The 23,987-nt window shown below is 64.2% G+C and carries 24 protein-coding genes; 15 read left to right on the top strand and 9 right to left on the bottom strand.

The genetic code is table 11. The features are described 5' to 3' along the window. Positions 1-219 precede the first annotated feature (219 nt). Positions 220-819: a VOC family protein gene (locus FGL65_RS04945; protein ID WP_147819944.1), complete on the top strand. Its 600-nt coding sequence runs from the start codon at positions 220-222 to the stop codon at positions 817-819. Here FGL65_RS04945 and FGL65_RS04950 read toward each other — a convergent pair. The 3 genes from FGL65_RS04950 to FGL65_RS04960 form a co-directional block, all read right to left on the bottom strand. After that, a complete protein-coding gene (locus FGL65_RS04950; RefSeq protein WP_147819945.1) occupies positions 816-3,374 on the bottom strand; it encodes an ATP-binding protein in 2,559 nt (852 codons plus the stop codon). The genes FGL65_RS04945 and FGL65_RS04950 overlap by 4 nt on opposite strands. Continuing rightward, positions 3,364-4,605, bottom strand: a complete 1,242-nt coding sequence (locus FGL65_RS04955) for an HDOD domain-containing protein (protein ID WP_147819946.1) — start codon at positions 4,603-4,605, stop codon at positions 3,364-3,366. The genes FGL65_RS04950 and FGL65_RS04955 overlap by 11 nt, the downstream gene beginning before the upstream one ends. Positions 4,606-4,705: 100 nt before the next feature. Next, the gene (locus FGL65_RS04960; protein ID WP_187170544.1) at positions 4,706-7,324 is read right to left on the bottom strand and encodes a PAS domain S-box protein; all 2,619 of its coding nucleotides are present in this window, start codon (positions 7,322-7,324) and stop codon (positions 4,706-4,708) included. Between the two features lie 137 nt (positions 7,325-7,461). Here FGL65_RS04960 and sfsA point away from each other — a divergent pair, with 137 nt between their 5' ends. Together sfsA and FGL65_RS04970 are read left to right on the top strand one after the other, a co-directional pair. Continuing rightward, positions 7,462-8,175, top strand: a complete 714-nt coding sequence (gene sfsA, locus FGL65_RS04965) for a DNA/RNA nuclease SfsA (protein ID WP_147819948.1) — start codon at positions 7,462-7,464, stop codon at positions 8,173-8,175. Continuing rightward, positions 8,172-9,029, top strand: coding sequence for a DMT family transporter (locus FGL65_RS04970; RefSeq protein WP_147819949.1), 858 nt, complete (start codon positions 8,172-8,174; stop codon positions 9,027-9,029). Before sfsA ends, FGL65_RS04970 begins: the two co-directional genes overlap by 4 nt. 1 nt (position 9,030) lies before the next feature. Here the strand turns inward: FGL65_RS04970 and FGL65_RS04975 are convergent, their stop codons facing one another. From FGL65_RS04975 to FGL65_RS04990, 5 genes are all read right to left on the bottom strand, one after another. Further along, positions 9,031-9,504 carry an acyl-CoA thioesterase gene (locus tag FGL65_RS04975; RefSeq protein WP_187170545.1) on the bottom strand — a complete coding sequence of 158 codons (474 nt, stop codon included), beginning with the start codon at positions 9,502-9,504 and terminating at the stop codon, positions 9,031-9,033. Beyond that, a complete protein-coding gene (locus FGL65_RS04980; protein ID WP_147819950.1) occupies positions 9,505-9,750 on the bottom strand; it encodes a hypothetical protein in 246 nt (81 codons plus the stop codon). A 299-nt stretch (positions 9,751-10,049) separates the two neighbouring features. Then, a complete protein-coding gene (locus FGL65_RS04985; RefSeq protein ID WP_147819951.1) occupies positions 10,050-11,228 on the bottom strand; it encodes a THUMP domain-containing class I SAM-dependent RNA methyltransferase in 1,179 nt (392 codons plus the stop codon). Between the two features lie 9 nt (positions 11,229-11,237). After that, positions 11,238-11,381, bottom strand: a complete 144-nt coding sequence (locus FGL65_RS18180) for a hypothetical protein (protein WP_187170546.1) — start codon at positions 11,379-11,381, stop codon at positions 11,238-11,240. A 29-nt stretch (positions 11,382-11,410) separates the two neighbouring features. After that, entirely contained in the window at positions 11,411-12,421 is a 1,011-nt protein-coding gene (locus FGL65_RS04990) for a hypothetical protein (protein ID WP_147819952.1), read from the bottom strand. 377 nt (positions 12,422-12,798) lie between these two features. On the opposite strand from FGL65_RS04990, the gene FGL65_RS04995 reads away from it, so the two are divergent. The 9 genes from FGL65_RS04995 to smpB all read left to right on the top strand — a co-directional run bounded on the left by FGL65_RS04995 (position 12,799) and on the right by smpB (position 19,748). Then, a complete protein-coding gene (locus FGL65_RS04995; RefSeq protein ID WP_147819953.1) occupies positions 12,799-13,326 on the top strand; it encodes a hypothetical protein in 528 nt (175 codons plus the stop codon). Between the two features lie 83 nt (positions 13,327-13,409). Beyond that, the gene (locus FGL65_RS05000) at positions 13,410-13,802 is read left to right on the top strand and encodes a YraN family protein (protein WP_147819954.1); all 393 of its coding nucleotides are present in this window, start codon (positions 13,410-13,412) and stop codon (positions 13,800-13,802) included. 53 nt (positions 13,803-13,855) lie between these two features. After that, positions 13,856-14,704 carry a 16S rRNA (cytidine(1402)-2'-O)-methyltransferase gene (gene rsmI, locus FGL65_RS05005; protein WP_250645576.1) on the top strand — a complete coding sequence of 283 codons (849 nt, stop codon included), beginning with the start codon at positions 13,856-13,858 and terminating at the stop codon, positions 14,702-14,704. A gap of 5 nt (positions 14,705-14,709) precedes the next feature. Further along, positions 14,710-15,684 carry a biotin synthase BioB gene (gene bioB / locus FGL65_RS05010; RefSeq protein ID WP_147819955.1) on the top strand — a complete coding sequence of 325 codons (975 nt, stop codon included), beginning with the start codon at positions 14,710-14,712 and terminating at the stop codon, positions 15,682-15,684. A gap of 14 nt (positions 15,685-15,698) precedes the next feature. After that, the gene (locus tag FGL65_RS05015) at positions 15,699-16,247 is read left to right on the top strand and encodes a biotin transporter BioY (RefSeq protein ID WP_250645577.1); all 549 of its coding nucleotides are present in this window, start codon (positions 15,699-15,701) and stop codon (positions 16,245-16,247) included. Positions 16,248-16,283: 36 nt separating this feature from the next. Then, entirely contained in the window at positions 16,284-17,066 is a 783-nt protein-coding gene (locus tag FGL65_RS05020) for a PTS system mannose/fructose/sorbose family transporter subunit IID (RefSeq protein ID WP_147819957.1), read from the top strand. A gap of 49 nt (positions 17,067-17,115) precedes the next feature. Beyond that, positions 17,116-17,418 carry an HPr family phosphocarrier protein gene (locus FGL65_RS05025; protein WP_147819958.1) on the top strand — a complete coding sequence of 101 codons (303 nt, stop codon included), beginning with the start codon at positions 17,116-17,118 and terminating at the stop codon, positions 17,416-17,418. 2 nt (positions 17,419-17,420) lie between these two features. Continuing rightward, a complete protein-coding gene (gene ptsP / locus FGL65_RS05030) occupies positions 17,421-19,205 on the top strand; it encodes a phosphoenolpyruvate--protein phosphotransferase (protein WP_147819959.1) in 1,785 nt (594 codons plus the stop codon). A 57-nt stretch (positions 19,206-19,262) separates the two neighbouring features. After that, on the top strand, positions 19,263-19,748 hold the full coding sequence (smpB, locus tag FGL65_RS05035) for an SsrA-binding protein SmpB (RefSeq protein ID WP_147819960.1): 486 nt from the start codon (positions 19,263-19,265) through the stop codon (positions 19,746-19,748). Between the two features lie 92 nt (positions 19,749-19,840). On the opposite strand, the gene FGL65_RS05040 is transcribed toward smpB, so the two are convergent. Then, complete coding sequence (locus tag FGL65_RS05040) at positions 19,841-20,359, bottom strand: tetratricopeptide repeat protein (protein ID WP_147819961.1); 519 nt, start codon at positions 20,357-20,359, stop codon at positions 19,841-19,843. Between the two features lie 88 nt (positions 20,360-20,447). On the opposite strand from FGL65_RS05040, the gene FGL65_RS05045 reads away from it, so the two are divergent. The 3 genes from FGL65_RS05045 (at position 20,448) to FGL65_RS05055 (ending at position 23,958) form a co-directional block, all read left to right on the top strand. Next, positions 20,448-22,205 (top strand): aldehyde ferredoxin oxidoreductase family protein, encoded by a 1,758-nt coding sequence (locus tag FGL65_RS05045; RefSeq protein ID WP_147819962.1) that lies wholly within the window; start codon positions 20,448-20,450, stop codon positions 22,203-22,205. Further along, the gene (locus tag FGL65_RS05050) at positions 22,202-22,597 is read left to right on the top strand and encodes a RidA family protein (RefSeq protein WP_147819963.1); all 396 of its coding nucleotides are present in this window, start codon (positions 22,202-22,204) and stop codon (positions 22,595-22,597) included. The genes FGL65_RS05045 and FGL65_RS05050 overlap by 4 nt, the downstream gene beginning before the upstream one ends. Positions 22,598-22,782: 185 nt before the next feature. Continuing rightward, entirely contained in the window at positions 22,783-23,958 is a 1,176-nt protein-coding gene (locus FGL65_RS05055; protein ID WP_147819964.1) for a class II aldolase/adducin family protein, read from the top strand. Positions 23,959-23,987: the final 29 nt, after the last annotated feature.

Raw genomic sequence — 23,987 nt, forward strand, 5'->3', positions numbered from 1 at the left:
CTGACTATGCCGCAGGAGGCGGACGTTGCCATCCCCGTTATTTTCGTTATTTCAGCGAAAACAGGCGGGGCCGACACCGCCGCATGTTTCCACCGTACGTGGTGTTGCGGGGAATGTGAATATTAAGAATGATTTCCGCACGCTTTTATAATTCCCCCTGCGCTTGAGTTTCGGACGGATTGCCATAGAATGGTGGAAAAATGTAATCGGGGGCAGCACATGGCGAACTATACGGGCATCAATCATCTGGCCATGGCCACGGGAGACATGGACACCACGGTCCGCTTCTGGCGCGACCTGCTGGGAATGCGGCTGGTTGCGGGGCTCGGGAGGCCGGGCTACCGGCACTATTTCTTCGAAATTACGGACCGGGACATGATCGCCTTTTTCGAATGGGACGGTGTGGAGCCGATCCCGGAAAAGGATCACGGCGTTCCCGTGCGCGGCCCGACGGCCTTCGACCACGTCTCCTTCGGCGTGGCCGGTCCCGACGACCTGTGGGAGATCAAGGACCGGCTGGAGGCGGCCGGGTTCTGGGTTTCCGAGGTGGTGGACCACGGGTTCATCCATTCCGTCTACAGCTTCGATCCCAACAACATCCCCATAGAATTCAGCGTGGTTGTCGAGCGGTACGACGTGCACCGGACCCCGGCCATGGTTGATTCCCGGCCCACGGCGACCGCCCGCGAAGGGGCGGAACCGCAGCCGGGAAAATGGCCGTTGGTCACGCGTCCCACGCCTTTGGAGGAGCGGGAAGTCTATGAAGGGGAAGGGGAAAAGGTGATCGCCTTTCTGCAAGGGCGGGGCAAGGAGGACTAGTCCTTGCCGTCCAGGTCCGGATGGCTCAGCAGCCGGCTCAGGGTCCGGCACAGGTCGTCCACTTCAAAGGGCTTGGCCACGTATGCGTTCATGCCCGCCTCCAGGAACCGCTCCCGGTCTCCCTGCATGGCGTGGGCCGTCAGGGCCACGATGGGAATGTTGCGGTTGGCCTCTCCCACCTCGCCGCCCCGGATGAGTCCCGCCGCTTCCATGCCGTCCAGTTCGGGCATCTGGATATCCATGAGCACGCAGTCGTAGGGCTCGCTGGAAAGCCGTTCCAGTGCCTCCCGGCCATTGGACGCGCAATGGACCACGAATCCCAGCTTTTCCAGGGACCGGCGGGCCATGATCTGGTTGACCCGGTTGTCCTCGGCCACCAGGATCTTCTTTGACGGGGGAATGGGGCAGGCCGCGCCTTCGAATTCGGGCTCCTGCCTGATGGTGTCGGGGTCCGGCAGCGTGAAGTCGAGCCTGAAATAGACCGTGGTGCCCTTGTCCAACATGCTGTCCACGGCAATGGTGCCGCCCATGAGGTCCACCAGGCGGCGCACGATGCCCAGGCCCAGCCCCGTGCCGCCGTATTTTCTCCGGAAGGAGCCGTCCACCTGGGTGAAGGCCTCGAAAACGTGTTCGATGCGGTCCTCCGGGATGCCGATTCCCGTGTCCTTGACGGAAAAGAGCAGCCTGGCCCGCCCCGGGTCCCCCGAGGGCAGGGACATGGCCGAGACCTTCACCGAGCCGCCCTGCGGCGTGAACTTCACGGAATTGCCCACCAAGTTGAAGAGTATCTGCCGGAACCGTCCGCCGTCGCCGATGAGCACCTGCGGCACGGCCTCGTCCACCTCCATGTCGAGCGCGAGCCCCGAGTCTTCGGAGGAATGGGTGAAGGTCTGGAGCACGGAGCGGATCATGGCGCGCGGGTCGAACCGTCCCTCATCGATCTCGAATTTTCCGGCCTCGATCTTGGTCAGGTCCAGCACGTCGTTGATGACCGTGAGCAGGCTGCGGCCGGATTCCAGGGCCGTCTCCACATAGTCGCGCTGCAGTTCGTCCAGCTCCGTGTCCGAGCAGAGCTGGAGCATGCCCAGCACGCCGTTAAGCGGGGTGCGGATCTCGTGGCTCATGTTGGCCAGGAATTCGGTCTTGGCCCGGTTGGCGATTTCGGCCTGTTCCTTGGCCACCATGAGCGCCTCGGTGGCCTTTTTCTGCTCGGTGATGTCGATGCCCATGGTCAGCACGCGGCGGGTGCCGTCCGTGTCCACAAAGGGATAGACATAGACGTTGTAGGTCGAGTCGCCGTAGACGGTTTCCTCCATGGAGGGCGTGCCGGAGACCAGGCTGCGCTGGGTGGCGCATTCCGGGCAGACGGCACCGCTGTCCCGGAAGATCTCGTGGCAGGGCCGCTCGCCCGGCTCGCCGAACAGGGTGCGGAACCTGCGGTTGGCGTAGTCGACGGAAAAATCCGTGTTCTGGACATAGACATAGGCTGGCAGTTCCTCCAGCAGGGAGAAGAACCGCTCTCTTTCGCCGCGCAGCACCCGTTCGGCCATCTTCTGCTCGGTGAGGTCGCGCAGCATGCTCACCAGAATGCTTTCCCCGGTGTCAGGGTGGGAGAGCATGGCGGTCTGGATGGAAAAGGTGCGGGGCATCCCGGTGGCCTGGGTCATGGTGAATTCGATGAGGTGCGCCTTGCCCGTGTGCAGCACCAGGGAGTCGGCCCGCTGCATGGCGTCGGCCTCTTCCCTGGGCAGGAAGTCGTGGGCGGTCCTGCCCAGCATGTCCTCGCGGGTCCGCTCCATGGTCAGGCAGAAGGCGTCGTTGGCCATGATCCAGCGGTGGCTGGCGTCCTTGACCACAAGGGGGGCGGGCAGGGTGTTGATGATCTGGTCCAGGAAGTTGCGCGTCTTTTCCAGGTCCTCCTCGGTCTTCCTGCGCCTTTCCACCTCGTCCTTGAGCTCCGCGACCTTGGCCTCCAGGGCCTGGTTGGCCTCGATGTTCAGCCGCTGGAGCTGGAAGTTCTCCAGGGTGTTGGCGCTGTTGAGCAGCACGATGGAAAGCACCGAGAGAGAGGTGTCCAGCACGGTCTTCACATCTTCGTCCAGCAGCCCGACAAAGAGGCCCTTGGTCTTGGCGGCGGTGGCGATGCTGTGCACCAGGATGGTGTCGTTGCCGTCCTCGGTGGGGGCGAAGGTGGGCTGCTTGCGCTGCAGGGCCCAGGCAATGGTGCGGTTTTCGGCAAGGCGTTCGAATTCGTGGTCCATGAATTCCCCGTAGGGTTCGGAGCTCCGGAAGTGCCGTTCGAATTCCAGGGTCAGGTCGTCCACCAGGTACATGTCCACGGCCTTGAGGCGCAGGATCTGGGAAATGCGCTGGGCGGTTTCCTGCAGGATGGCGGCGGGCGTGCCGTAGCCCTCGGGCCGCTGGTGGAAGTCCCCGAGGCGCGCGGCCGTTTCCAGGGCCTCCAGGGTGAACCGGCTGGCCTCCTCAAGGTGCTCCACGCGCCGGAGCAGATGCTCCGGGTCAAAGGAGAAGTCTTTCCCGCTTCTAGGACTCATGGAAAAAAGCCGCCATCACTTGGTCTGCCTGCCGGACCGCCTGCGCCGCGATCTCGCTCAGGTCGTTGCTGGAAATGCCGAGCCTGTCCCAGGCCCCCTCGTCCAGGGGCGGTACGTACGGGCTGCCGCTGGCGCCTGCACCGACGGCGTGGGCCGTGAATTCCGCCACGTGGAGCACCCCGGCCTCCAGGGGGTTGGGGGCCGCGCCCGGGTTGTGGTGGTGCCGGGTCATGGCCTCCAGGAATCCCGGAAGCTTCCATTCCTTGAGCAGGGCCGCGCCCAGTTCGGCGTGGTCCCATCCCCAGAGACGCCGCTCCAGTTCGGCAAGGGGCACCCGGGCCGAGGTCGCCCGCAGGAAAAGGTCCAGGGCCATCTCCGGCTGGTTGCGCAGCAGCATGAGCCTGCCGATGTCGTGCATGAGTCCGGCCACGAAGAACCGTTCGTCGTTGCCCATGCCGAGCTGGGTGGCCAGGAGCCGCGCCACGGCCCCGCAGGTGATGCTGTGCAGCCAGAAGTCCGTAAGGTTCAGGTGCCTTTCGGGGATGTCCCGAAACACGGAGATGACCGAGATGCCCAGGGCCAGGCTGGTGAGCTGGTTGGTGCCCACGATGGTCACGGCCCGGGACAGGGTGTCGATGGTGCCGGGGAACCCGTAGAACGGGGAGTTGACCATGCGCAGCAGCTTGGCGGCCAGGGAGACGTCGTTGCTGATGATTTCGGCCACGTATGCCGCGGAGCTGCGCGGGTTTTTCAGGGCCTCGGATATTTCGCTGAAGGTGCTGGGCAGGCAGGCCAGCCGGATCTCCCCGGACAGGACGTCCTTCAGGGAGCAGGGGGCCGGAACGGCCGCCTGGGGCTCGTCCGGGGCCTCGTAGCTCCGGGCCAGGTCCTCGGCCTGTTTCGGGGTCAGGGTGCTGCGGGCGTTTTCCAGGAAGTGCAGGGCCAGCGCCCGCACCGCGGGATGCCGCGTATTGGTCAGCGCGAAGCGCCTTGCGGCCAGTCGTTTGTATTCCTCGTCGTTTTCCGTGCTGGGGCCTGGCTGCTCCTCCGGGCTTGCGCCGGGTTCGTGTCCGGCGATGTCGGCTTCGGAGATTCCCCATATCTTGCAGGCCCGGATGATGTTGTGCGTCAGTTCCGCACCGGCGGGCAGCATGACTCTCCCGTCGGGGGTCACGAGGTCCGATGCCAGGGCCATGCCCGGCTGGAGTCGGTCGGTGATGCACTTTCCCATAGGTGTCCGCCACTGCCTGATTTTTCCTCCTTAGGTATACGATGCCGGTGGAGAGAACAAGGCGTTGATAATCGCAGGAACGCGACGCGGAAGAAACGGTTCAGAGAAAACGGGACAGGAGCCGCGCCAGATCCGGGAATTCCACGGGTTTGGGAAGGTAGGCGTTCATGCCTTCCTCCAGGAACCTTTCCCGGTCGCCCTGCATGGCGTGGGCGGTCAGCGCCACGATGGGAATCTCCGGGTTGAATGCGCCGCTCTGGTCCGAACGGATGAGCCGGGTCGCCTCGATGCCGCTCATGACGGGCATCTGGATGTCCATGAGGATGCAGTCGAAGGACTGTTTTCGCAGGGCCTTGACCGCTTCGGCCCCGTCCTTGGCGCAGACGGCCTCGAAACCCAGCTTTTCCACGAAGCGCCGGGTGGCGATGCTGTTGACCGGGTTGTCCTCGGCGATGAGCACGCGGCGTTCCGGTATGGCCGCCTTGAGCAGGGGCAGTTCCTCCGGGGCTGTCGGTTGTGGCGTGTCGGGCACCTTGAACGGAAGCACCACGCAGATGTCCGTGCCCCTGTCCGTTTCACTGTCCACGGCCACTGAGCCGTTCATGAGCTCGCAGAGGCGTTTGACGATGCTCAGGCCCAGGCCCGTGCCCTCGAAACGCCGGGTCAGGGAGCCGTCCCCCTGGGTGAAGGGATCGAAGATGTACGGCAGCCGCTCCTCGGAAATGCCGATGCCCGTGTCCCGGACCATGAACATGAGCCGCATGTTGCCGTGGCGGTCCGGGGAAAGGCGGCTGACCTCGATGGCCACGCCCCCGTTTTCCGTGAATTTGACCGCGTTGCCCACCAGGTTGAAGAGGATCTGGCGCAGCCGGGCCTCGTCGCCGTCCAGCTGGTCGGGGATGTCGTCGTCGATGCGCATGGTCAGGCCGATGTTCTTGTCCATGCACTGCCTGCGGAAGACCAGGGCGATGTTGTCCACCAGACGGGTCAGGGTGAGGGGGCCTCGGCTGATGGGGATCTTGCCCGCCTCGATGAGCGAGAAGTCCAGGATGTCGTTGAGGATGGACTGCAGCCCCTGGCCGGACTGGAAGGCGGCCCTGACGAATTCGCCCTGTTCCGGGCTGAGCGGGGTGTCGTCCAGGAGCTGGAGCATGCCCAGCATGCCGTTGAGCGGGGTGCGCACCTCGTGGCTGATATTGGCCAGGAATTCGTTTTTCATGCGGCTGGCGCTTTCGGCCAGGTGCTTGGCCTCCAGCAGGGCCTCCTCGGCCTGCATGCGTTCGGCCACGTCGTGCAGGATGGCGTAGAACAGGAGCTTCCCGTCGATGGTCAGCGGGCTGACATGCAACTCGGCAATGCTGCGTCCCGTGCCCCGGCGCACCTCGAGACGGGCCGGATGGCCGTCAAGGGCGGCCGCGCGCAGGGAGTGATAGACCTGGCCCGGCGGGGCCGAGAAGACGGTTTCCAGGGGCGCGCCCTGGAGGGAGCCGTGATCGGTTCCGAAATAGTCGCTGGCCGCCCGGTTGGCCTCGGCGATGTCGCCGTTGTCCTGGCGCAGGAGCAGCTGGACCACCGCGCTTTCGCGGAACAGGGTTTCCCGCAGGTCCCTGCTCTCCTGCTGCGCCCGCCGCAGTTCGGTCAGGTCCTGCACGGTGAAGACCAGGCCCTTGGACAGGTCGCCCCGCTCGATGCACCCCGAGGCGAGCAGAACCTCCAGGACCCGCCCGTCCCTGGTCACGAACCGGGTCTCGATGCTGCCGTAGCCCTTTTCCAGCACCTCGGCGTGTTTGACCCTGCCCACCCGTTCGTATTCGGCCTTGTTTTCATAGAATTTTTCGGAGGGCATGCCGTCGAGTTCCTCGGCGCTGTAGCCCAGCATGGCCTGCAGGGTTTCGTTGGTCCAGCCCACGATCCGGTCTTCGACCAGGCCGATGCCCAGGGGGGCGGACCTGAGCACGGTGCGCAGCAGCTTTTCACGCTCGCGCAGCTCGTCTTCGGCCCGCGTCCGGGCCTCCATCTCGAACTGCAGCTCCTTGTTGGCGGCCATCATCTGCTGGTTGGCTGCGGACATCTGCTCGTACATGCCCGCAAGTTCCAGGTTGGCCTCGGCCAGTTTGCGGCGGGAAAGCTCCAGTTCGCTCAGGTCGCGGAACATGATCTGGGTCACGTTCTCGGAAATGCGTTTGATGCTCATATCCACCGGGATGTAAGAGCCCTGGCGGGTGCGGATGCGGCGCTGCATGCGGGCGGTCATTCCCGCATCGAGGCGGCGCTGCTGTTCCCTGGAAAGGGGTGCGTCGTCCGGGTGGAGCAGGGTGGTGCCGGTCATGCCCCGCAACTGCTGCAGCTCCAGGCCCATGATGCTGCGGGCCTTGGGGTTGGCGTCGGTGATGATGCCGTTGCGGTCGACGAGCACAATGCCTTCGGAGGCGTTTTCAAACAGGCTGACGTATTTGCCGCTTTCCGCGCAGAGTTGTTTTTCGGCCTGCTGCCTGCGCAGGACGGCCATGGCCAGGAGCGCGGCCAGGGCGGCCAGCACGGACAGGGTCGTAGAAAAAATCAGGGGATCGGCAAAGGCTTCGGCAAGGCCTGGCTGCCGGGCAACGCCGAGCATGATGACGCCGTCCGGAGGAGGCGCAGGCGCCGAGGTCCCGGCCAGGGATGCCAGGGGGGAAAGCGGGAGAACCAGCCCCCACACTATGCCAAGCGTGCGCATCATGGACATTTGCCCTTGTACCGGCGCTCCCCGAAACCGGACTTGCCTTTTCCGTCCGTTAAGGGGAAAAGACTGTTCAAGACTTTTTTAATCTGTAATGCGAATCTGCCATACCCGACAGTCCCGAACCATTATTTTCCATGAATACCCACTGTACTTTGCCGTATCCCCCATCCATGCAACGGGCCTTTTTCCTCAGTCGCCACAAGCGTTTCACCGTGGAGGCCGAAACCGCCTCGGGCGAGCGCCTGGCCGCGCATACCAACAATACCGGGTCCATGATGGGCCTGCTGCGGCCGGGGCGGGAGATCCTGCTTTCCCCTGCGGCCAACCCGGCCCGCAAGCTCAAGTGGACCCTGGAGGCCGTGCGCCTGTCCGGGACCTGGGTGGGGGTGAATACCTCGACCCCCAACCGCATGATCCGGGCGGCCTGGGAAACCGGGGCCATTCCCGAGATGGCCGGGTTCGAGCATTTCCGGCCCGAGGCCAAGGTGGGCGACAGCCGCCTGGATGCCTATCTTTCCGGGACGCGGGGAGAACTCTGGGTGGAGTGCAAGAACGTGACTTTGGTGGAAGACCAGGTGGCCGCGTTTCCGGATGCGGTCACCGAACGGGGGCAGAAGCATCTGCGCGAGCTCATGGACCTGGCCGGGCGCGGCGTGCGCGTGGCCCTGTTCTTTCTGGTGCAGCGCACGGACGCCCGCTGTTTCGGCCCGGCCGACTACATCGACCCTGTCTATGCCGAGCTCTTCTACGAGGCCCTGGGCCGGGGCGTTGAGATCTGGCCCCATGTGGCCGTGGTGGATGAGCGGGGCGTCACGCTCGGGAAACGCCTGGAGGTGGTGCGCTCATGATCAGTCTGCTACTGGGCGCGGCCATGATCAGCTTTGCCGCGGTGTTCGTGCGTCTGGCCCAGGTCAGCCCGGATGTCTCGGCTTTCTACCGCATGTTTTTCGGGGGCCTGGCCCTGGCCGTGTTCCTGTGGCGCGAAGGGCATCTGCGCTGCATCAGCGTCCGGGTGGTCAAGTATGCCGTGTTCGCCGGAGTCCTGTTCGCCCTGGACATCATGTGCTGGCACCGGTCCATCCTGGCTATCGGGCCGGGCATGGCCACCCTGCTGGGCAATTTCCAGGTCTTCGTGCTGACGGCCGCCTCGGTCCTGGTGCTGGGGGAAAGGCCGGGCAAGCTGTTCTACCTGGCCCTGCCGCCGGCCTTCGTGGGGCTGTATCTGGTCGTTGGCGTGGGTTGGGGAGAGGAGGCCTCGGCCGATTACCGGACCGGGGTCTTCTGGGGGCTGCTGACGGCCCTGTTCTACGGCTCGTATCTGCTGTGTCTCAAGCTGTGCATTCCCCGGCTCGGGGAGGATCGCCGCCAGGCGCTCATGGGCGTGATTCCCTGGACCACCTGCCTGTGCATCGGCGGGTATTTGTTGCTGGACGGGCAGGCCCTGGCGGTCCCCATGGGCATGGACCTGCTCTGGCTGGTGCTGCTGGGCGTGATCTGCCAGGCAGCGGGCTGGCTGTTCATCACCCGGGGCATGCAGGCGGTGAGCGCGGCCCTGGTGGGCCTGGGCCTGTTGCTGCAGCCCGTGCTTTCCTATGTCTGGGACGTGCTCATTTTCGCCAAGCCCCTGACCGTGGCCGAGCTTGCCGGGGCCGGGCTGGCCCTGGCCGCCATCTATCTGGGAACCGTCGGCGGCCGGAAATAGCTTACTTTTCCCGGGCCTTGAGCTGTTTGCGCATTTCCATGCGCGCAATGGCTTCGTTTCTGCGGCGTTCGCCCACCTCGTCCTCCACCAGCAGGGGCGGCACGGGCGTGGGCCTGCCGTTTTCATCCAGGGCCACATAGGTCAGGTAGGCCGAGTTGGTATGGCGCACGTGGCCGGTCTCCAGGTTTTCTGCCTCCACGCGCACGCCCACTTCCATGCTCGTTTTTCCCACATAGTTGAGGCTGGCCTTGAAGGTCAGCAGTTCGCCCACGTAGGCGGGCTGCTGGAAGTCCATGCGTTCGATACAGGCCGTGACGATGTTGGTGCGGCTGTGGCGCTTGCAGACCACGCCGCCAGCGGTGTCCACGTGCTTGAGGATGACCCCGCCGTGCAGGTTGCCCGCGGGGTTGGCGTCCCCGGGAAGCACCAGATGGGTCATGATCACTGCGGATTCGGCTGCGGATTTGGGCTGCACTTAGGAATCTCCCCTGGCCTTGCCGTACTGGACCCGGGCCTCCCAGACCAGATGGCCGATGCGTTTGCCCAGGTCTGCCTGGCGGGCCTTGACCAGCGCTTCGGCGGCCTCCTTGTTGCCCTGCTGCTTGAGCAGCGTGGCGGACTCCAGGTCGCGCAGGTATTTTTCGCACTCCCGGACGACCCCGGACAGGTTCAGGGTTTCCAGTTCCTTGGGAACCCTGACTGACTTGACCTTTCTGCTCATTTCCACCCCCGCAAAAAAGTGTGATTTCACCTCGTACTTCAGAATGTTTTCAGAATGGCACGCAAATTGTCAAGTATAAGACTGCCCAGAAAGGCCCGATTGCGGTGTCGCTGCAAAAAGAAAAGCGTCCTCGCGTATGCCCGATACGCGTCGGACTTTTTCTTTTATTGCTCCTGGCACTCGAACCTTTCTGAACAGCCTTAGATGGGAGAGTGCATCGCGCGCAGCGCGACCGGGAAATGCTTTTGGAAGGAGGGGGATGGGGAGGAAGCCTTTTGCAAAAGATTCCCTCCCCGATCTTATGAATTCTTGCGGGTGCCGGCGTAGAGTTCGTATTCCAGCAGGCGGCATTCGATGGAGGCGTTGAAGAGGATGATGCGCCGCTTGGTGCGCAGGCCCACCCGCTTGGCCAGGTCCATGTTGCCGGTGAAGATGTAGCCGGTGTAGCCGCCGCAGTGCTGCTTGAAGAAGTCGCCGATGCCCCTGTACACGGGTTCGAGCGCCTTGATGTCGCCCAGGCGCTTGCCGTACTCGGGGTTGAGCATGACCGTGCCGCCGCCCTCGGGCATTTCGGTTTCCGTGAAATCGCAGACCGTGAATTCGATGAATTCCTCCACCCCTGCCACGCGGGCGTTGCGGCGGGCCGCCTCCACGGCGTGCGGGTCGCGGTCCGTGGCGATGATGCGGCCGGGGAGGGCGGAGACGTTCTGCTTCCGGGCCTGGTTGCGCAGGCTCTTCCAGGCCGCGGGGTCGTAGCCTTTCAGGTTCATGAAGGCGAACTGTTCCCGCAGCATTCCCGGGGCGCGGTTCAGGGCGATGAGGGCCGCCTCGATGGCCAGGGTGCCCGAGCCGCACATGGGGGCCACGAAGCTGCCTCCCTGCCCCGCGCGTTCGCGCCAGTCCGAGGCCAGGATGCAGGCGGCGGCCAGGGTCTCCTGCATGGGGGCCTTGTGCGGCATCTTGCGGTAGCCGCGCTTGGCCAGGGGCTCGCCGCTGGTGTCCAGGTACAGGGTGGCCTCGTCCCCACGCCAGTGCAGGAACAGGCAGACCCCGCGCCCCTGGTCCGGGCCCGAGTCGGGCCGCCTGCCGAATTCGCCCATGAACCGGTCCACCACTCCGTCCTTGATGCGCACGTTGGCGAACCGGCTGTCGTTGACCGTGTCGTTGCGGACGCTGGAGGACACGGACAGGTAGCCGTCCACGTCCATGATCTCTTCCCAGGCCATGCGGCTGACCGTGCGGTAGAGCCCGTCCGCGTCGGCGGCGGTGAAATATTTCAGTTCGAGGAGCACTCGGTGGGCCGTGCGCAGGTGCAGGTTCAGGCGCATGCAGTCGGCCAGGCCGCCCCGGGTCAGCACCCCGGACTCCAGTTGCTTGGTCTCCCGGTAGCCGAGCTCGTGCAGTTCGGCCTCCAGGTACGGGGCCATGCCCAGCGGGCAGGTGGCCAGGATGGTGGTGGGTTCGTTGATCATGGACATGGGCACTGGCTACTTGTTCCCGGAGCGGAAGGCAAGCATCAATGCCAGGAACAGGGCAATGGCCGGGCCCGGGGAATAGAACAGGTCCGTGCTGATGCCCTGGGCCAGGATCACGGCAGTGAGCCCCGCGCCGAACCGGGTGGGGGTGCGCATGAGCAGGCCGAACAGGGAGGCGGTCAGCGTCAGGGGGGGATGATTCCCCAGGCCATAACAGCTCGAACCCAGAAGCTGGGGATCTGTTCGATGAACAGGCCGTTCAGAGGCGAGGTGCTGAACAGGGTCTGCCACAGGCCCATGAGCTCCAGGGGCGGCAGCACGGGCAGGGGATGGCTCAGGGCAAACCCGGTGTACAGGCGGCCCGGCCCGGCCAGCAGCTGGAAGCATTCCAGCCAGACCCAGTATTCCATGTACCGATCGCCGCCCAGGCCGAAATGGGCGTCCAGCAGGAACGAAGCCCCCACGGCCGCGGCGCACAGGCTGGCGTAGGGCAGCCGCTTCCAGGCGCTGCCCCTGCCGAAGAAGGCGTGGATCCAGGCGGCCGTGAACAGGCCGGTGCGCGAAAGGGTGGCCAGGAGCCCGAGCATAATCCAGACCCGCAGGGCAAGCCCGTTGCGGTCGGTTTCGTGGTGGGCGGGCTTGAGGTCCGCGCACAGGCCGATGAGCAGCAGGGTTGCCAGCATGTCTGGGTCGCCCAGGAAGCGCTGGGGCGTCATGCGCAGCAGGGCCTGGAGGGCGTCGAGGACCACGAGCGCCCCGAGCCAGGCGGCCGGACGCTGGATGTCGGCGCGTCCGGGAACGCCGAACGTGGCGGTCCAGGCCAGGGCGAACAGGAAGAATATGGCGGGGCTTGTTTCGCGCAGGTAGGGGGCGAACCCGGAATAGGCCTGAAGCGCGGGGGCCATGAACACGAACAGGCAGGCCACGGAAACCCCGAACAGGGCGGAGGCGGCCATGGGCCGGGCCAGGCTTTCCCGTTCGGGCCGGTCCAGGCTTTTCTTGAACAGGCAGGCGATGACGGCCAGGCCGCAGAGCAGGAGCCAGAGGCCCGTGGCCGCCGATTGGGCTACGCTGTCGGGCAGGGGGCCGGCGGCAACGCGTGCGGCCGTGAAGGCCAGTGGGGCGATGAGGAATGCCGTGAGCATGGGCGTGGCCGCCCAGCGGTGCAGGGCCGTATGAAAGTCGCCTTTCTCCATGGAAGATCAGTACCTTTTCGGGGCGATGCGGTAAAGGGTGTGAAACAGGAATTTCGGCAGGTTCAAAAAATTGAACCGCGTGACTCTGGAAAGCGTTTTCAAAACGCCCGGAGGGCAAGGGCTCCCGGCGTTATTTTTTCTAGAAAAAGTTTACACCCGTTGCAAATCAATGACATTGGTCGATAAGTTGTTGATCTAATAATATGTTGAATTTATTGAGCATATGGTTTTAACAATGTCGTTAATATTGAGCGGTTTTTACAAGTGTCTAAATTGTTTGAAAATATTGTCCGATAAAAAGAAATGGTGTATGGTGACACTGGCTTGGGCTGAAAAATCAGGCCTTTTGGGGAGTGATTTCATCCATGGAGGGTGGTATGAAAGGTCATGTTTTGGGCAGCGGTTTGGGGCTGGTCAAAAAACTGGTTGCAGGCGGGCTTCTGCTCGTGTGCATGAGCGGCTGCGCCGCGATCGGGCCGCTGCTGACTTTGGGCGGCACCTGGATCACGCCGTTGCAGTATGCCTCCACCGCATACACCGTGGGGGAATTCACCTACGAGTATGCGGAAAACGGCAAGACTCCGGACGAGGTCATCGAGGCCAAGCTGGACAGCATTTCCGATGTCTTTGACGGCGAGGACGAGGTCCCGGCTGTCGAGGAGGGGCCTGCCCCTGTGGTGCTGGCCGACGCAGAGTCCGAGCGCATGGAGACATTCCTGTCCATGTCGCGCAAGGACCGGGCCCAGCGGCGTATCGAAATGCGCCGCGTGCAGATGGAGCGCCTGGAAATGCGCAAGATGGCCTTCCTGCAGGCCAAGGAAAAGGATATTTCCCTGCGCGGCGGCCATGTGCGCGCCCTGGATCTTTCCAACGGGGCCGACGGGGACGTGAGCCTCTTCAACTGAGGGTTCTCTTCGGAAGTTCTTTCAGGCGGGGCGACATGGTTGCCCCGCTTTTTTTGTTCCGGACCATCCAATCCCGAGGACACATGCGACAATTCCTGGAAGACATGGTCCGCCGCAAGCAGCGGGGACAGCTCGGCGAGGACGCGGCCGCGCGGCATCTGGAGAGCAAGGGCTACCGGATTCTGCAACGCAACTGGCGGCACGGCCGTCTGGAGGTGGACCTTGTCTGCCGCCACGGCGAGGAACTGGTCTTTGTGGAGGTCAAGACCCGCAGGGCCGGGGGGCTTACCCGGCCGGAGGACGCCCTGGGCAGGCAGAAGATAGAACGGCTGGTGAGGGCCGCCGGTCTGTACCTTTCCGAGCATGACTGCTGGGAGCTGCCCTGCCGGTTCGACCTGGTGGCCGTGGTGGAGGACCCGGACGGCATGGACATTGTCCATTATCCCGACGCCTTTGACGCGGGCGGCTTGGGCTGACCCCGGATTTCCCTTCTTTTGTTCCGCGCCGTTCAGTGCTACATGAAGTGCCCATGAACCAGGAATCCCTAGAAACCATGGCCGGGCCCGGACTCTGGGTTGTGGCCACTCCCTTGGGCAACGCGGGCGACCTTTCCCCGCGCGCGGCCCGTATCCTTTCCCACGCCGACGTGATCCTGGCCGAGGACACCCGCCGCGCCGGGCTGCTGTTCAAGCGTCTGGGCATCGAGCGCGAGGGCGGCCTGGTCAGCTTCTTCGAGCACAACGAGGACAAGAAGCTGCCCGCCGTGCTGGAATGGCTGGAGCAGGGCCGGAGTATCGCCCTGATTTCCGACGCCGGAACCCCGCTGCTCTCGGACCCGGGCTACCGCCTGGTGCGCGCCTGCCGCGAGCGGGGATTCCCGGTCTCCCCGGTCCCGGGGCCCAGCGCCCCCCTGGCGGCCCTGTCCGCCTGCGGCCTGCCGCCCCTGCCGTTCTCCTTTCTGGGCTTCCCGCCCCGTAAGGACTCCCAGCTCCAGCGTTTTTTCGAGGCGCATCGTGATACCGGCGCCACCCTGGTCTTTTTCGAGCGCAAGTCGCGGCTGGAAACGGCCCTGCATGCGGCCCGGGACGTGCTGGGCGACCGGGAGTTCTGTATTGCCCGGGAACTGACCAAGGATTTCGAGGAGTTCATCTCCGGTTCCCTAGGCTCACTGGATGCGGTGGATTTCGACCTCCGGGGCGAGATTACCGTGGTCATCGGTCCGGCCCGCGAAGAGGACAAGGCCTCGTCCGAGCGGGTTCTGGCCCTGGTGGAAGAAGAGCAGGAGGGCGGCGGCAAGCCCAAGGAGATCGCCCGCCGCGTAGCCGGGCGGGTCAAGGGCTGGACCGCCAAGGAAATATACGCGCTCATGTCGCGCTGAGAACCATGATTTTTTTATCCATTGCAGAAAAGGCCATGAACGGCCAGGCGCCCGACGATGCGGAAATCCGGGCCATCATCGACGCGGACGAGGAGAGCCTTCCCGCGCTTCTGGAACAGGCCCACCGCATCCGCACCCGTTTCTCGGGCCAGACGGTTTCCCTGTGCGCCATCGTCAATGCGCGCAGCGGCAGGTGCTCCGAGGATTGCTCCTTTTGCGCCCAGTCATCCCATCACAGCACCCGGGCCCCGGAATATCCTCTGCTGGCCCCGGACGAGATCGGCCGCGCCGCACGCCGCGCCGCGCAGAACGGCGCGCGCCGTTTCGGCATCGTGGCCAGCGGCAAGTTCGTGGGCGGCAGCGATTTCCAGGGCTATCTGGAAGCGGTGCGCCTGGTGGCGGAGGCCGGACTCCTGCCGGACCTTTCCCCCGGGATTCTCACGCGCGGGCAGATCCTTGCCTTGAAAGAGGCGGGCCTGTTCGGCTATCATCATAACCTGGAGACTTCGGCGTCCCATTTTCCGCAGGTCTGCACGACCCATTCGTACGAGGAAGACGTGCAGGCGGTCAGAACCGCCCTGGAATGCGGCCTGTACGTGTGCAGCGGGGGGATTTTCGGCATTGGCGAGTCCTGGGACGACCGGGTGGAGCTGGCCCTGATGTTGCGCGAACTGGGGGTTCCGTCCGTTCCCGTGAATTTCCTGACCCCCATTCCCGGGACGCCCCTGGAGCACCGGGAGGTCCTGCGGCCCGCCGAGGCCCTGAAGATCGTGGCCCTGTTCCGCTTCCTGCTCCCGGACCGGGCTATCCGCATCTGCGGCGGACGGCTGGCGGTCTTTGGCGAGGGGCGCAAGGCCGAGCTGCTGCGCGCCGGGGCGGACGGCCTCATGGTCGGGGACTACCTGACCACCAAGGGCGGCGAAATCCGTTCGGACCTGGGCGATATAGAGCGGGCTGGTCTGGTCATCGAACGACAATGAAAGGGGAACCCGGAGTGAATACGAAACTGGCTTCAATGCACCGGCTGGTCTGGGTTTCGCTCATGGCGGCCATGACAGCGGCAAGCGCTTTCATGGTCATTCCCGTCGGGGCAGTCCCCTTCACCATGCAGCCGTTTTTCGTGTTTCTCGCCGGATTTCTGCTCGGGCCGGTGCACGGCCTGTTCGCCCTGGGGCTGTACCTTGCTGCGGGCATACTGGGGCTGCCCGTTTTTTCCGGCGGCGGGACCGGCATAGGCCATCTTTTCGGCCCCACGGGCGGCTATCTCATCGCTTTCTGTCTTTCCGCGCTTATCACCGGGCAGGCGAACCGGGAAAAAACAGGACCGATTCTCTGGCTTTCCGGGCTGTTCTGGGGCATTGTCGCCATTGCTTTCATTTATGCCGTGGGTGCGGCCTGGCTTAAATTCTCCCTGGGCATCTCCTGGGGCGAGAGCCTGATCCTGGGGGTGATTCCCTTTGCTCCCTGGGACCAGCTCAAGCTGATCGCGGCGGTGGCCTGCTGCCGATATCTGCAGAAGCACGGTCTTGCACCCAGCATCTGATTGACGGGGGTCGGAATCATTACCACTGCGAAGAACATGCGCCTGCCGCAGGCCGATACCAAGACCCTGGCCATGATCCGCAGCTTTTTCCGCTGCCTGCTGGCCGGGGCCGCCTTCAATACCCGCGGCATGCAGAACATCAGCCTGACCTTTGCCATGCAGCCGGGGCTGTCGGCCATCCACCGCGACCCCAAGGACTACCGCATGGCCCTGCGCCGCTATGTGCGCCACTACCAGTCGCACCCGTTCTGGATGCCCTGCCTGGTGGGCATTTTCCTGCACATGGAGGAATCCATCAGCCAGGACCGCTTTCCCCCCAAGATGCTTTCCAAGGTCAAGGACACCACCACGTACACGCTGTCGGCCATCGGCGATTCGGTCTTTGCCGGGAGCCTGCTCATTCTCTGGGCCCTGTCCTCCATCTGCCTCTACCTTTCGGGGCACGGCGGGCTGTCCCTGGGTTTTGGTCTGGCTTTTTTCCTGGGGCTGCAGGCGTTTCGGGTGTATACCTTCGTGGCCGGTTTGCGCCACGGGTTCCGGTTCCTGGAGCGGTTGCGCCGCTGGGACCTCATCAACTGGGGCACGCGCATCAAGTACGTCAACGCTCTGCTCCTGGTCTGGCTCTGGGCCCTGGTCTGGCCGCATCCGCTGTTGTGGTGGCAGTGGCTCCTGGGGGTGGTGGCCCTGATGCTGTTCGGCCGGTTCGTGCGCACCGGCCTGGTCTCCCGGGTGTTTGCGGCGGCCGCGTTTCTCGGGCTCATCCATCTGTACCCCCTGCTGCGGAAGACTATACTGGACTTCCTCGGGGGCATGGGGTAGGGGCCGCAGGGGCAAAAGCAAACGGACGATCTGACAGGATTGATATATAATGAATGAACAGAACAATACCAAGAATGGCGAAGAGCTATATTCCCGGCAGGTGGTGGTGGCCAACCCGCACGGGCTGCACGCGCGGCCTGCCGGAAAGCTTGCCCAGGAGGCCCTGGGCTTCAAGTCGTCCATCTCCATTGTTCTTGATGGCCAGGAAGTGGATGCCAAGAGCATCCTCGATATCCTGACCCTTGCCGCGGGCGAGGGCAGCATCCTGGAACTGAGGGCCGCGGGCGAGGACGCCGAGCAGGCGCTCAATGTACTGGAAAAATTGTTCGCCAGCAGGTTCGAAGAGGAATAGACGTGCCAGGCAAGACCATTTCCGGTATCCCGGTCGCTTCGGGCATTGTCATCGGCAAGGCCATTTTCGTGAACCGCAGCCACAAGGCCACGCTGCTCCGGCAGACCGTGGCCGCGTCGCTGGTGGAAAAGGAAGTGGAGCGTCTGGAAAAGGCCTTTGCCGAGACCGAATCGGAACTGGCCGAGATCCGGAGTCAGGTGCCGGATGAGCTCAAGGACTACAAGATGCTCATCGACACCCACCTGCTCATGCTCAAGGATCCGCAACTCAAGGGAACCGCCGCCGAGTACATCCGCAGCCTGAGCCTCAACGCGGAATGGGCCCTGGAAAAGGCCGTTTCCGACCAGGAGGTCAAGTTCGGGGCCGTGGAGGATCCCTATATCCGGGAGCGCATGCAGGACGTGCGCGTTGTCTCGGACCGCGTGCAGAGCAAGCTGGCCGGGCGCGCGGTGGACTTCAAGGCCATGCAGGGCCGGTTCATCATCATGGCCCACGACCTCAGCCCGGCCGACACCGTGGCCCTGGAAGTGGACAAGATCATGGCCTTTGCCACGGTGCAGGGAGGCAAGACCTCGCACACGGGCATCATGGCCCGCACCCTGGGCATCCCCGCGGTGGTGGGCGTTTCCGACCTGGAGCGCTATGTCAATGACGGCGACCTGGTCATCATCGACGGCATTTCCGGCAAGATCATCATCAATCCCGGCGACGACGTGCTGGCCGACTACAACGAGCGCGCCGCCAAGTTCGAGGAATACTCCCGCAAGATCAAGCGCCGCTGCCAGCTGCCCGCCGAAACCTTGGACGGGTTCCGGGTCAACGTCTTCGCCAACATCGAGCTGGTGGAGGAGGTCGCCGCGGTGCTGGACAACGGGGGCGAGGGCATCGGGCTTTACCGCACCGAGTACGCCTACATGAACCGCACCGCCCTGCCTTCCGAGGACGAGCTCACGGAACGCTACAGCGAACTGGCCTCCATCATGTCGCCGCGCCGGGTGGTCTTCCGCACTCTGGACCTGGGCGCGGACAAGTTCATCAGTCATTACGGGGAACTCAACGAGGCCAACCCGGCCATGGGCCTGCGCGCCATCCGCTTCTGCCTCAAGCACCCCAAGCTTTTCAAGACCCAGCTTCGGGCCATCCTGCGGGCCAGCGCCCACGGCAACGTGGCCATCATGTTCCCCATGATCTCCGGCATCAAGGAGATCCGACAGGCCAAGGCGTGGCTGGCCCAGGCCAAGGCCGAGCTGCGGCGCGAGGGCGTCGCCTACGACCCGGACATGTCCGTGGGCATCATGGTCGAGCTGCCCGCAGCGGTCATGGTGGCGGAATTTTTGGCCCAGGAAGTGGATTTCTTCAGCATCGGCACCAACGACCTGATCCAGTACAGCATCGGCGTGGACCGCATCAACCGGCACGTGGCCTATCTCTACCAGCCCCTGCACCCGGCCACGCTCAAGTCCATCAAGCTGGTGGTAGACGCCGCGCACCAGGCCGGCATCGAGGTCAGCCTGTGCGGCGAAGTGGCCTCGGACCCGTTCTGCGTGCCGCTTCTGATGGGCATGGGCATCGATTCCCTGTCCCTGACCCCCCAGGCGATCCCGGGCATCAAGCGGATCATCCGCCAGACCCAGATGCGCGAGTGCCGCGCCCTTTTGAAGCAGGTCATGCAGTGCCGCACCGTGCACCGCATCAACAGCCTGGTCATGGACAGCATCTTCAAGTCCTACCCCGAGGAACTGACCTTTTTCGCCTCCCTGCTTGAAAACGACGAAGCTCCCGCGTAAGTTGCCTCCACATTGTGGCCGGGCAGTCCGGCAATTTTCTATACGGATACGAATTTCATGAGCAAGAAGAACAAGGCCCCGGCAACGCCCGGGCAGAAATTGATAGCCAAGAACAAGCAGGCCCACCGCCTTTACGAGATCGTGGACAAGATCGAGGCGGGCATCTCCCTGCGTGGGTGCGAGGTCAAGTCCCTGCGCGAAGGCCGCGTGACCCTCAAGGAGGGGTACATCCGGTTCAAGGAGGGCGAGGCCTGGCTCGTGGGCGTGCATATCGCGCCCTATGAAAACACCGGCCCGCACGACCAGCCCGACCCGGAACGGGACCGCCGCCTGCTGCTGCACGGCTACGAGATCACCAAGCTGCAGGCCCAGGTGGAGCAGAAGGGGCTTACCGTGGTGCCGGTGCGCATGTATTTCTCGCGCGGCAAGGTCAAGGTGGAGATCGGTCTCGGCAAGGGCAAGAACGTCCATTCCAAGCGCGAGGACATCAAGGCCCGGGACATCCAGCGCGACACCGCGCGCCAGCTGGCCTCCTACAAGTAGCCGCGTCTTTCGGAAAAGCGGAAAGCCCCTCATGCAGTGCGCGTGAGGGGCTTTTTTGTTGGTATGAAGAATCTCCGCCGAAAGTGATGTATTTACCCCCGCAGCGCCTTTTCCACGGCCTCGGCCACCAGTTCGGGCGACTCCGCGTCCCTGGTTTCGATGAGCCCTTTCTGGAGATTCAGCTCGCGCAGCAGCGCCACGTTGGAGATGTCGAAAAAATCCTCCCAGGCTGCGGCGGCCTGTTCCAGGTTGCCGTTGCGGGCATGGGTCAGGCCCAGGTAGACGATGGCCTCGCTGTCCTTTTCCCGCACCTTGAGCACACGCTTGAACTCCACGCGCGAGGCCGCGTACTTGCCCGCCGCATACATGCACTTGCCCAGTTGCAGGCGCACGTCCAGGTCGTTTTTTTCGATCTTGAGGTATTCGCGGTAGGCCTCGGTGGCCTCCTCGTATTCGCCCGCGGCGTAATGCCCGTTGGCCCGGGTCAGTAGCGGGATGGTCTCGGTGGTGGCGGCAATGGGGCCGTCTCCGACTTCCTCGCCCTTGAGCCGGCGCACCGCGCCGAACAGGAAATTGCGCCGTGACGCGTTGACCTTTGTTTTCTTTGCCATAATCGCTCCTGACGGGAATCTTGCCCAAAACGTGCAAATGGTCAACCGGTCCTTGCCTCGGACCGCGCACGTGGTTAGTGTTCCGGTAATGACAACCAGCAGTTACGGCTGGACCGGCTCGGTCCTGCACATCGACCTCACGCGCCGCACCTGGCGCACGGAACACCCGGACCCGGAAACCTACCGCGTCTGGATCGGCGGCAGGGGCATGGCCGGGCATTACCTGCGGCCGCACTGCACCCTGTCCTGGGACGATCCGTCCATGCCGGTGCTGCTTTTCGCCGGGCCGCTGGCGGGCACGGACGCCCCGGCCTCGGCCCGTGGCTGCATCATGTCCCGCTCGCCGCTCACCGGCGCGGTGGGCGATTCCTCCTTTGGCGGCAGGTTCGCCGTGGAACTCAAGCGCGCTGGCTGGGACGGCGTGGTCGTCACCGGACGGGCCAATGCCCTGGTGGGCATCCATGTTTCGAACCGGGAGGTCTGGATAGAGGAGGCCGCCCCCCTGCGGGAGGCCACCACGGACCTGGTCTTCGACGCGGTGGAAGCCATGATGCCCGGCGCGGGAGTCGCCTGTATCGGCCCGGCCGCGGAAAACGGCTCCAGGGTGGCGGCGGTCATGGTGGACCGGTATCACGCAGCCGCGCGCTGCGGCCTGGGCCTTTCCCTGGCGGCCAAGAACTGCAAGTACCTGGCCGTGCGCGGCTCCGGCGCGGTGGCCGTGCGCGATCCCGGGGCGCTGCGGGAAGCCCGCGAGGACATCCTCCGGCTCACGGCGGCCTCCCCGGTGCTGCAGGGCCAGCACGGCATCTCCCGCTGGGGCACGGGGGCCCTGTTCGACCTCATGGATTCGCGGCGCATGATGCCCACGGACAATTTCCGCCGCACCCGGTTCATGCGGGCCGGCAAGCTCAACGCACCGGCCTATGGAAAGCAGTACGAACCCCACGGCCACGGCTGCGCGGGCTGCCACATCCGGTGCAAGAGAATCGTCAGCGACGGCAGGGCACTGCCCGGATTCGAGGCCATGTCCCACTTCACGGCGCTCCTGGGCAATGCGGACATGGAAACGGTCATGGAGGCCAACGAGCTCTGCGCCCAGCTGGGGCTGGATCCTGTTTCGGCCGGGGCCACCCTGGCCTGCAAGCGCGAGCTTTCCGGGGAGGACTATACCCGCGAGACCCTGCTGGAGGCCCTGGGCGAAATGGCCCTGGGCAGCACCCTGGGCCAGGGGGCGAGACATTTTGCCAAAACCTGCGGCATTCCAGAGGCGAGCATGGACGTGAAGGGGCTGGAGCTGCCCGCCTGCGATCCTCGCGGGGCCTATGGCCTGGCCCTGGCCTATGCCGTGAACACGCGGGGCGGCTGCCATCAGCGGGCCTACCCACTCAGCCACGAGATTCTGCGCAAGCCCGTGGCCACGGATCGTTTCAGCTTCAGCGGAAAGGCGCGCATCATCAAGATAGCCGAGGACACCCTTGCGGCGGTGGATTCGCTCGCGGTCTGCAGGCTACTTTTCCTGGCCGCGTCCCTGGAGGAATACACCAAGGCCTACAACGCGGTCACCGGCGAAGAGATCTCCGGCAACGACCTGCTGCGCGCGGGCGAGCGCATCTGCTACAACGAACGGATCATGAATTCCCTGAACGGATTTTCCGCCCGGGACGACGACCTGCCCCTGCGCTTTTTCGAGGAGGGCGGATACTCGGGCGGGGGCGTGGATATACGCCCCCTGGACCGCGAGGGATTCCTGCGGGCGCGGGAACGCTACTACCGGATACGCGGCCTGGACGACGAGGGCAGGCCCACCCGGGAAAAAACAAAGGAACTGGGACTGGAAGAGTCATGAAGAAAAGCATCACCCACGGAACCGAACTGGAGAAACGGATCGGATATTCCCGGGCCCGGCGCATCGGCAACGCCATCGCCGTCACCGGCACCGCCCCCATTGCCGAGGACGGCGGCGTGCACGCGCCCGGCGACATGTACGAGCAGGCCCGGCGCAGCCTGGAGATCATCCGGGAAGTGCTGGAGCTGGCCGGGGCCAGCCTGGAGGACGTCATCCGCACCCGCGTCTTTGTCACGGACATGACTCGCTGGGAAGAGGCGGCCAGGGCCCACGGCGAGTTTTTCGGCGACATCCAGCCCGCCTGCACCTTTGCCGAGGTGTCGCGTTTCATTCATCCGGAATGGCTTGTTGAGATCGAAGCCAACGCGATCGTTGAAGAGCAAAACAGTTGAAAAAGGCCCATATGCTGCGTTGTTGCGAAAAGCCCCACCCCTCATGTATTGCTTCATACACTTTGGCGCAGTGCTTTTCTTACGTCTATCGATGCTGTCTTTATCCGTAAAAATTCGTCGTACACGACGCGTCTAACGGCTAAAGCTGCCTCCAAACCTTTTTGAACAGTTTTCGGTTGGATGAAATGAAACAGCTGGTGGACAAATACGCGGCCAAATTGGCGGCCCACGGACTGGCAGAACCGGGCGACCCGCTGGTGGGCGGCCTGGACGATCGCCTGGTCTGGAACCGTCGCGATGGGGACGCGGACGAACGGATTGAGGCGCTGGAGCAGGTCTTTGACCTCCTGAGCATCAACTCCCTGGTCTTTTCGCGCCCGGGCGAGCCGTACCGGTCCATCATCGATTTTCTGTGCACGCGCCATGAATCGAGCATCCGGCCCGAGGACTGCGAAACGCGGACCTTCCTGCACGACATCCCCATCATGCGGGAGTTCTCGGGCCCGGCCGTTGCGGACGGACTGCGCAGGCGCAAGGCGGTCATCATTCCGGGGCACGGGATAGCCTCCTCCGGCACGGTGACGCCCGAGCAGGGCTTCGTGTTCTATTCCTCCACCTGTTTTGCCTGCTTCGTGCTCTTTTTCTCCGGCTATCTGGAGGCGGCCAAGGCGGGCGCCCTGGACAGCGAGTACCGGGAGGCGTTCAAGCATGTGGTTTCGCTGCTGCCCCCCGTGCGGGGCGACCGCCCGCAGCTCATGGCCGGTCCCCTGGACAGCGAGGAACGGATCCTGGCGGCCATGGCCGAAGCGGGGCGGGCCGTGGTGGGCTACGGGCTGGTGGATTCCTTTTTCGGCAACATCTCGGTGCTGCACGACGGCATCGTCTACATCAGCCAGACCGGCAGCTCCCTGGACGAGCTGGAGGGCTGCATCGATCCCTGCCCGCAGGACGGCAGTTCCTGCGCCGGGCTGACCGCGTCCAGCGAGCTCACGGCCCACGACGACGTGTACCGCCGCACCCGGGCCCGCTGCATCCTGCACGGCCACCCGCGTTTTTCCGTGATCATGTCCATGGACTGCGACAAGAGGGACTGCCCGCATCGCGGCCAGTGCCACATCAGGTGCTCCACGCCGCGCAGAGTGGGCAACGTGCCCATCGTGCCGGGCGAGGTGGGCACCGGGCCCACGGGCCTGTGCAACACCCTGCCCCCGGCCCTGGAACATTCGGACGCGGCCATTGTGCACGGCCACGGCCTGTTCACCACGGCCGGTTTTGATTTCAACCAGGCCTTCAAGACATTGCTGGACGTGGAAAACGCCTGCCGGAATGCCTATTTCCAGAAAATCGAGGAGCTGGGCTGATCCTTTTGACTCCTCCCAAGCCACCGGAA

Origin of the sequence: Salidesulfovibrio onnuriiensis (assembly GCF_008001235.1) — a bacterium.
Classification (GTDB): domain Bacteria; phylum Desulfobacterota; class Desulfovibrionia; order Desulfovibrionales; family Desulfovibrionaceae; genus Pseudodesulfovibrio; species Pseudodesulfovibrio onnuriiensis.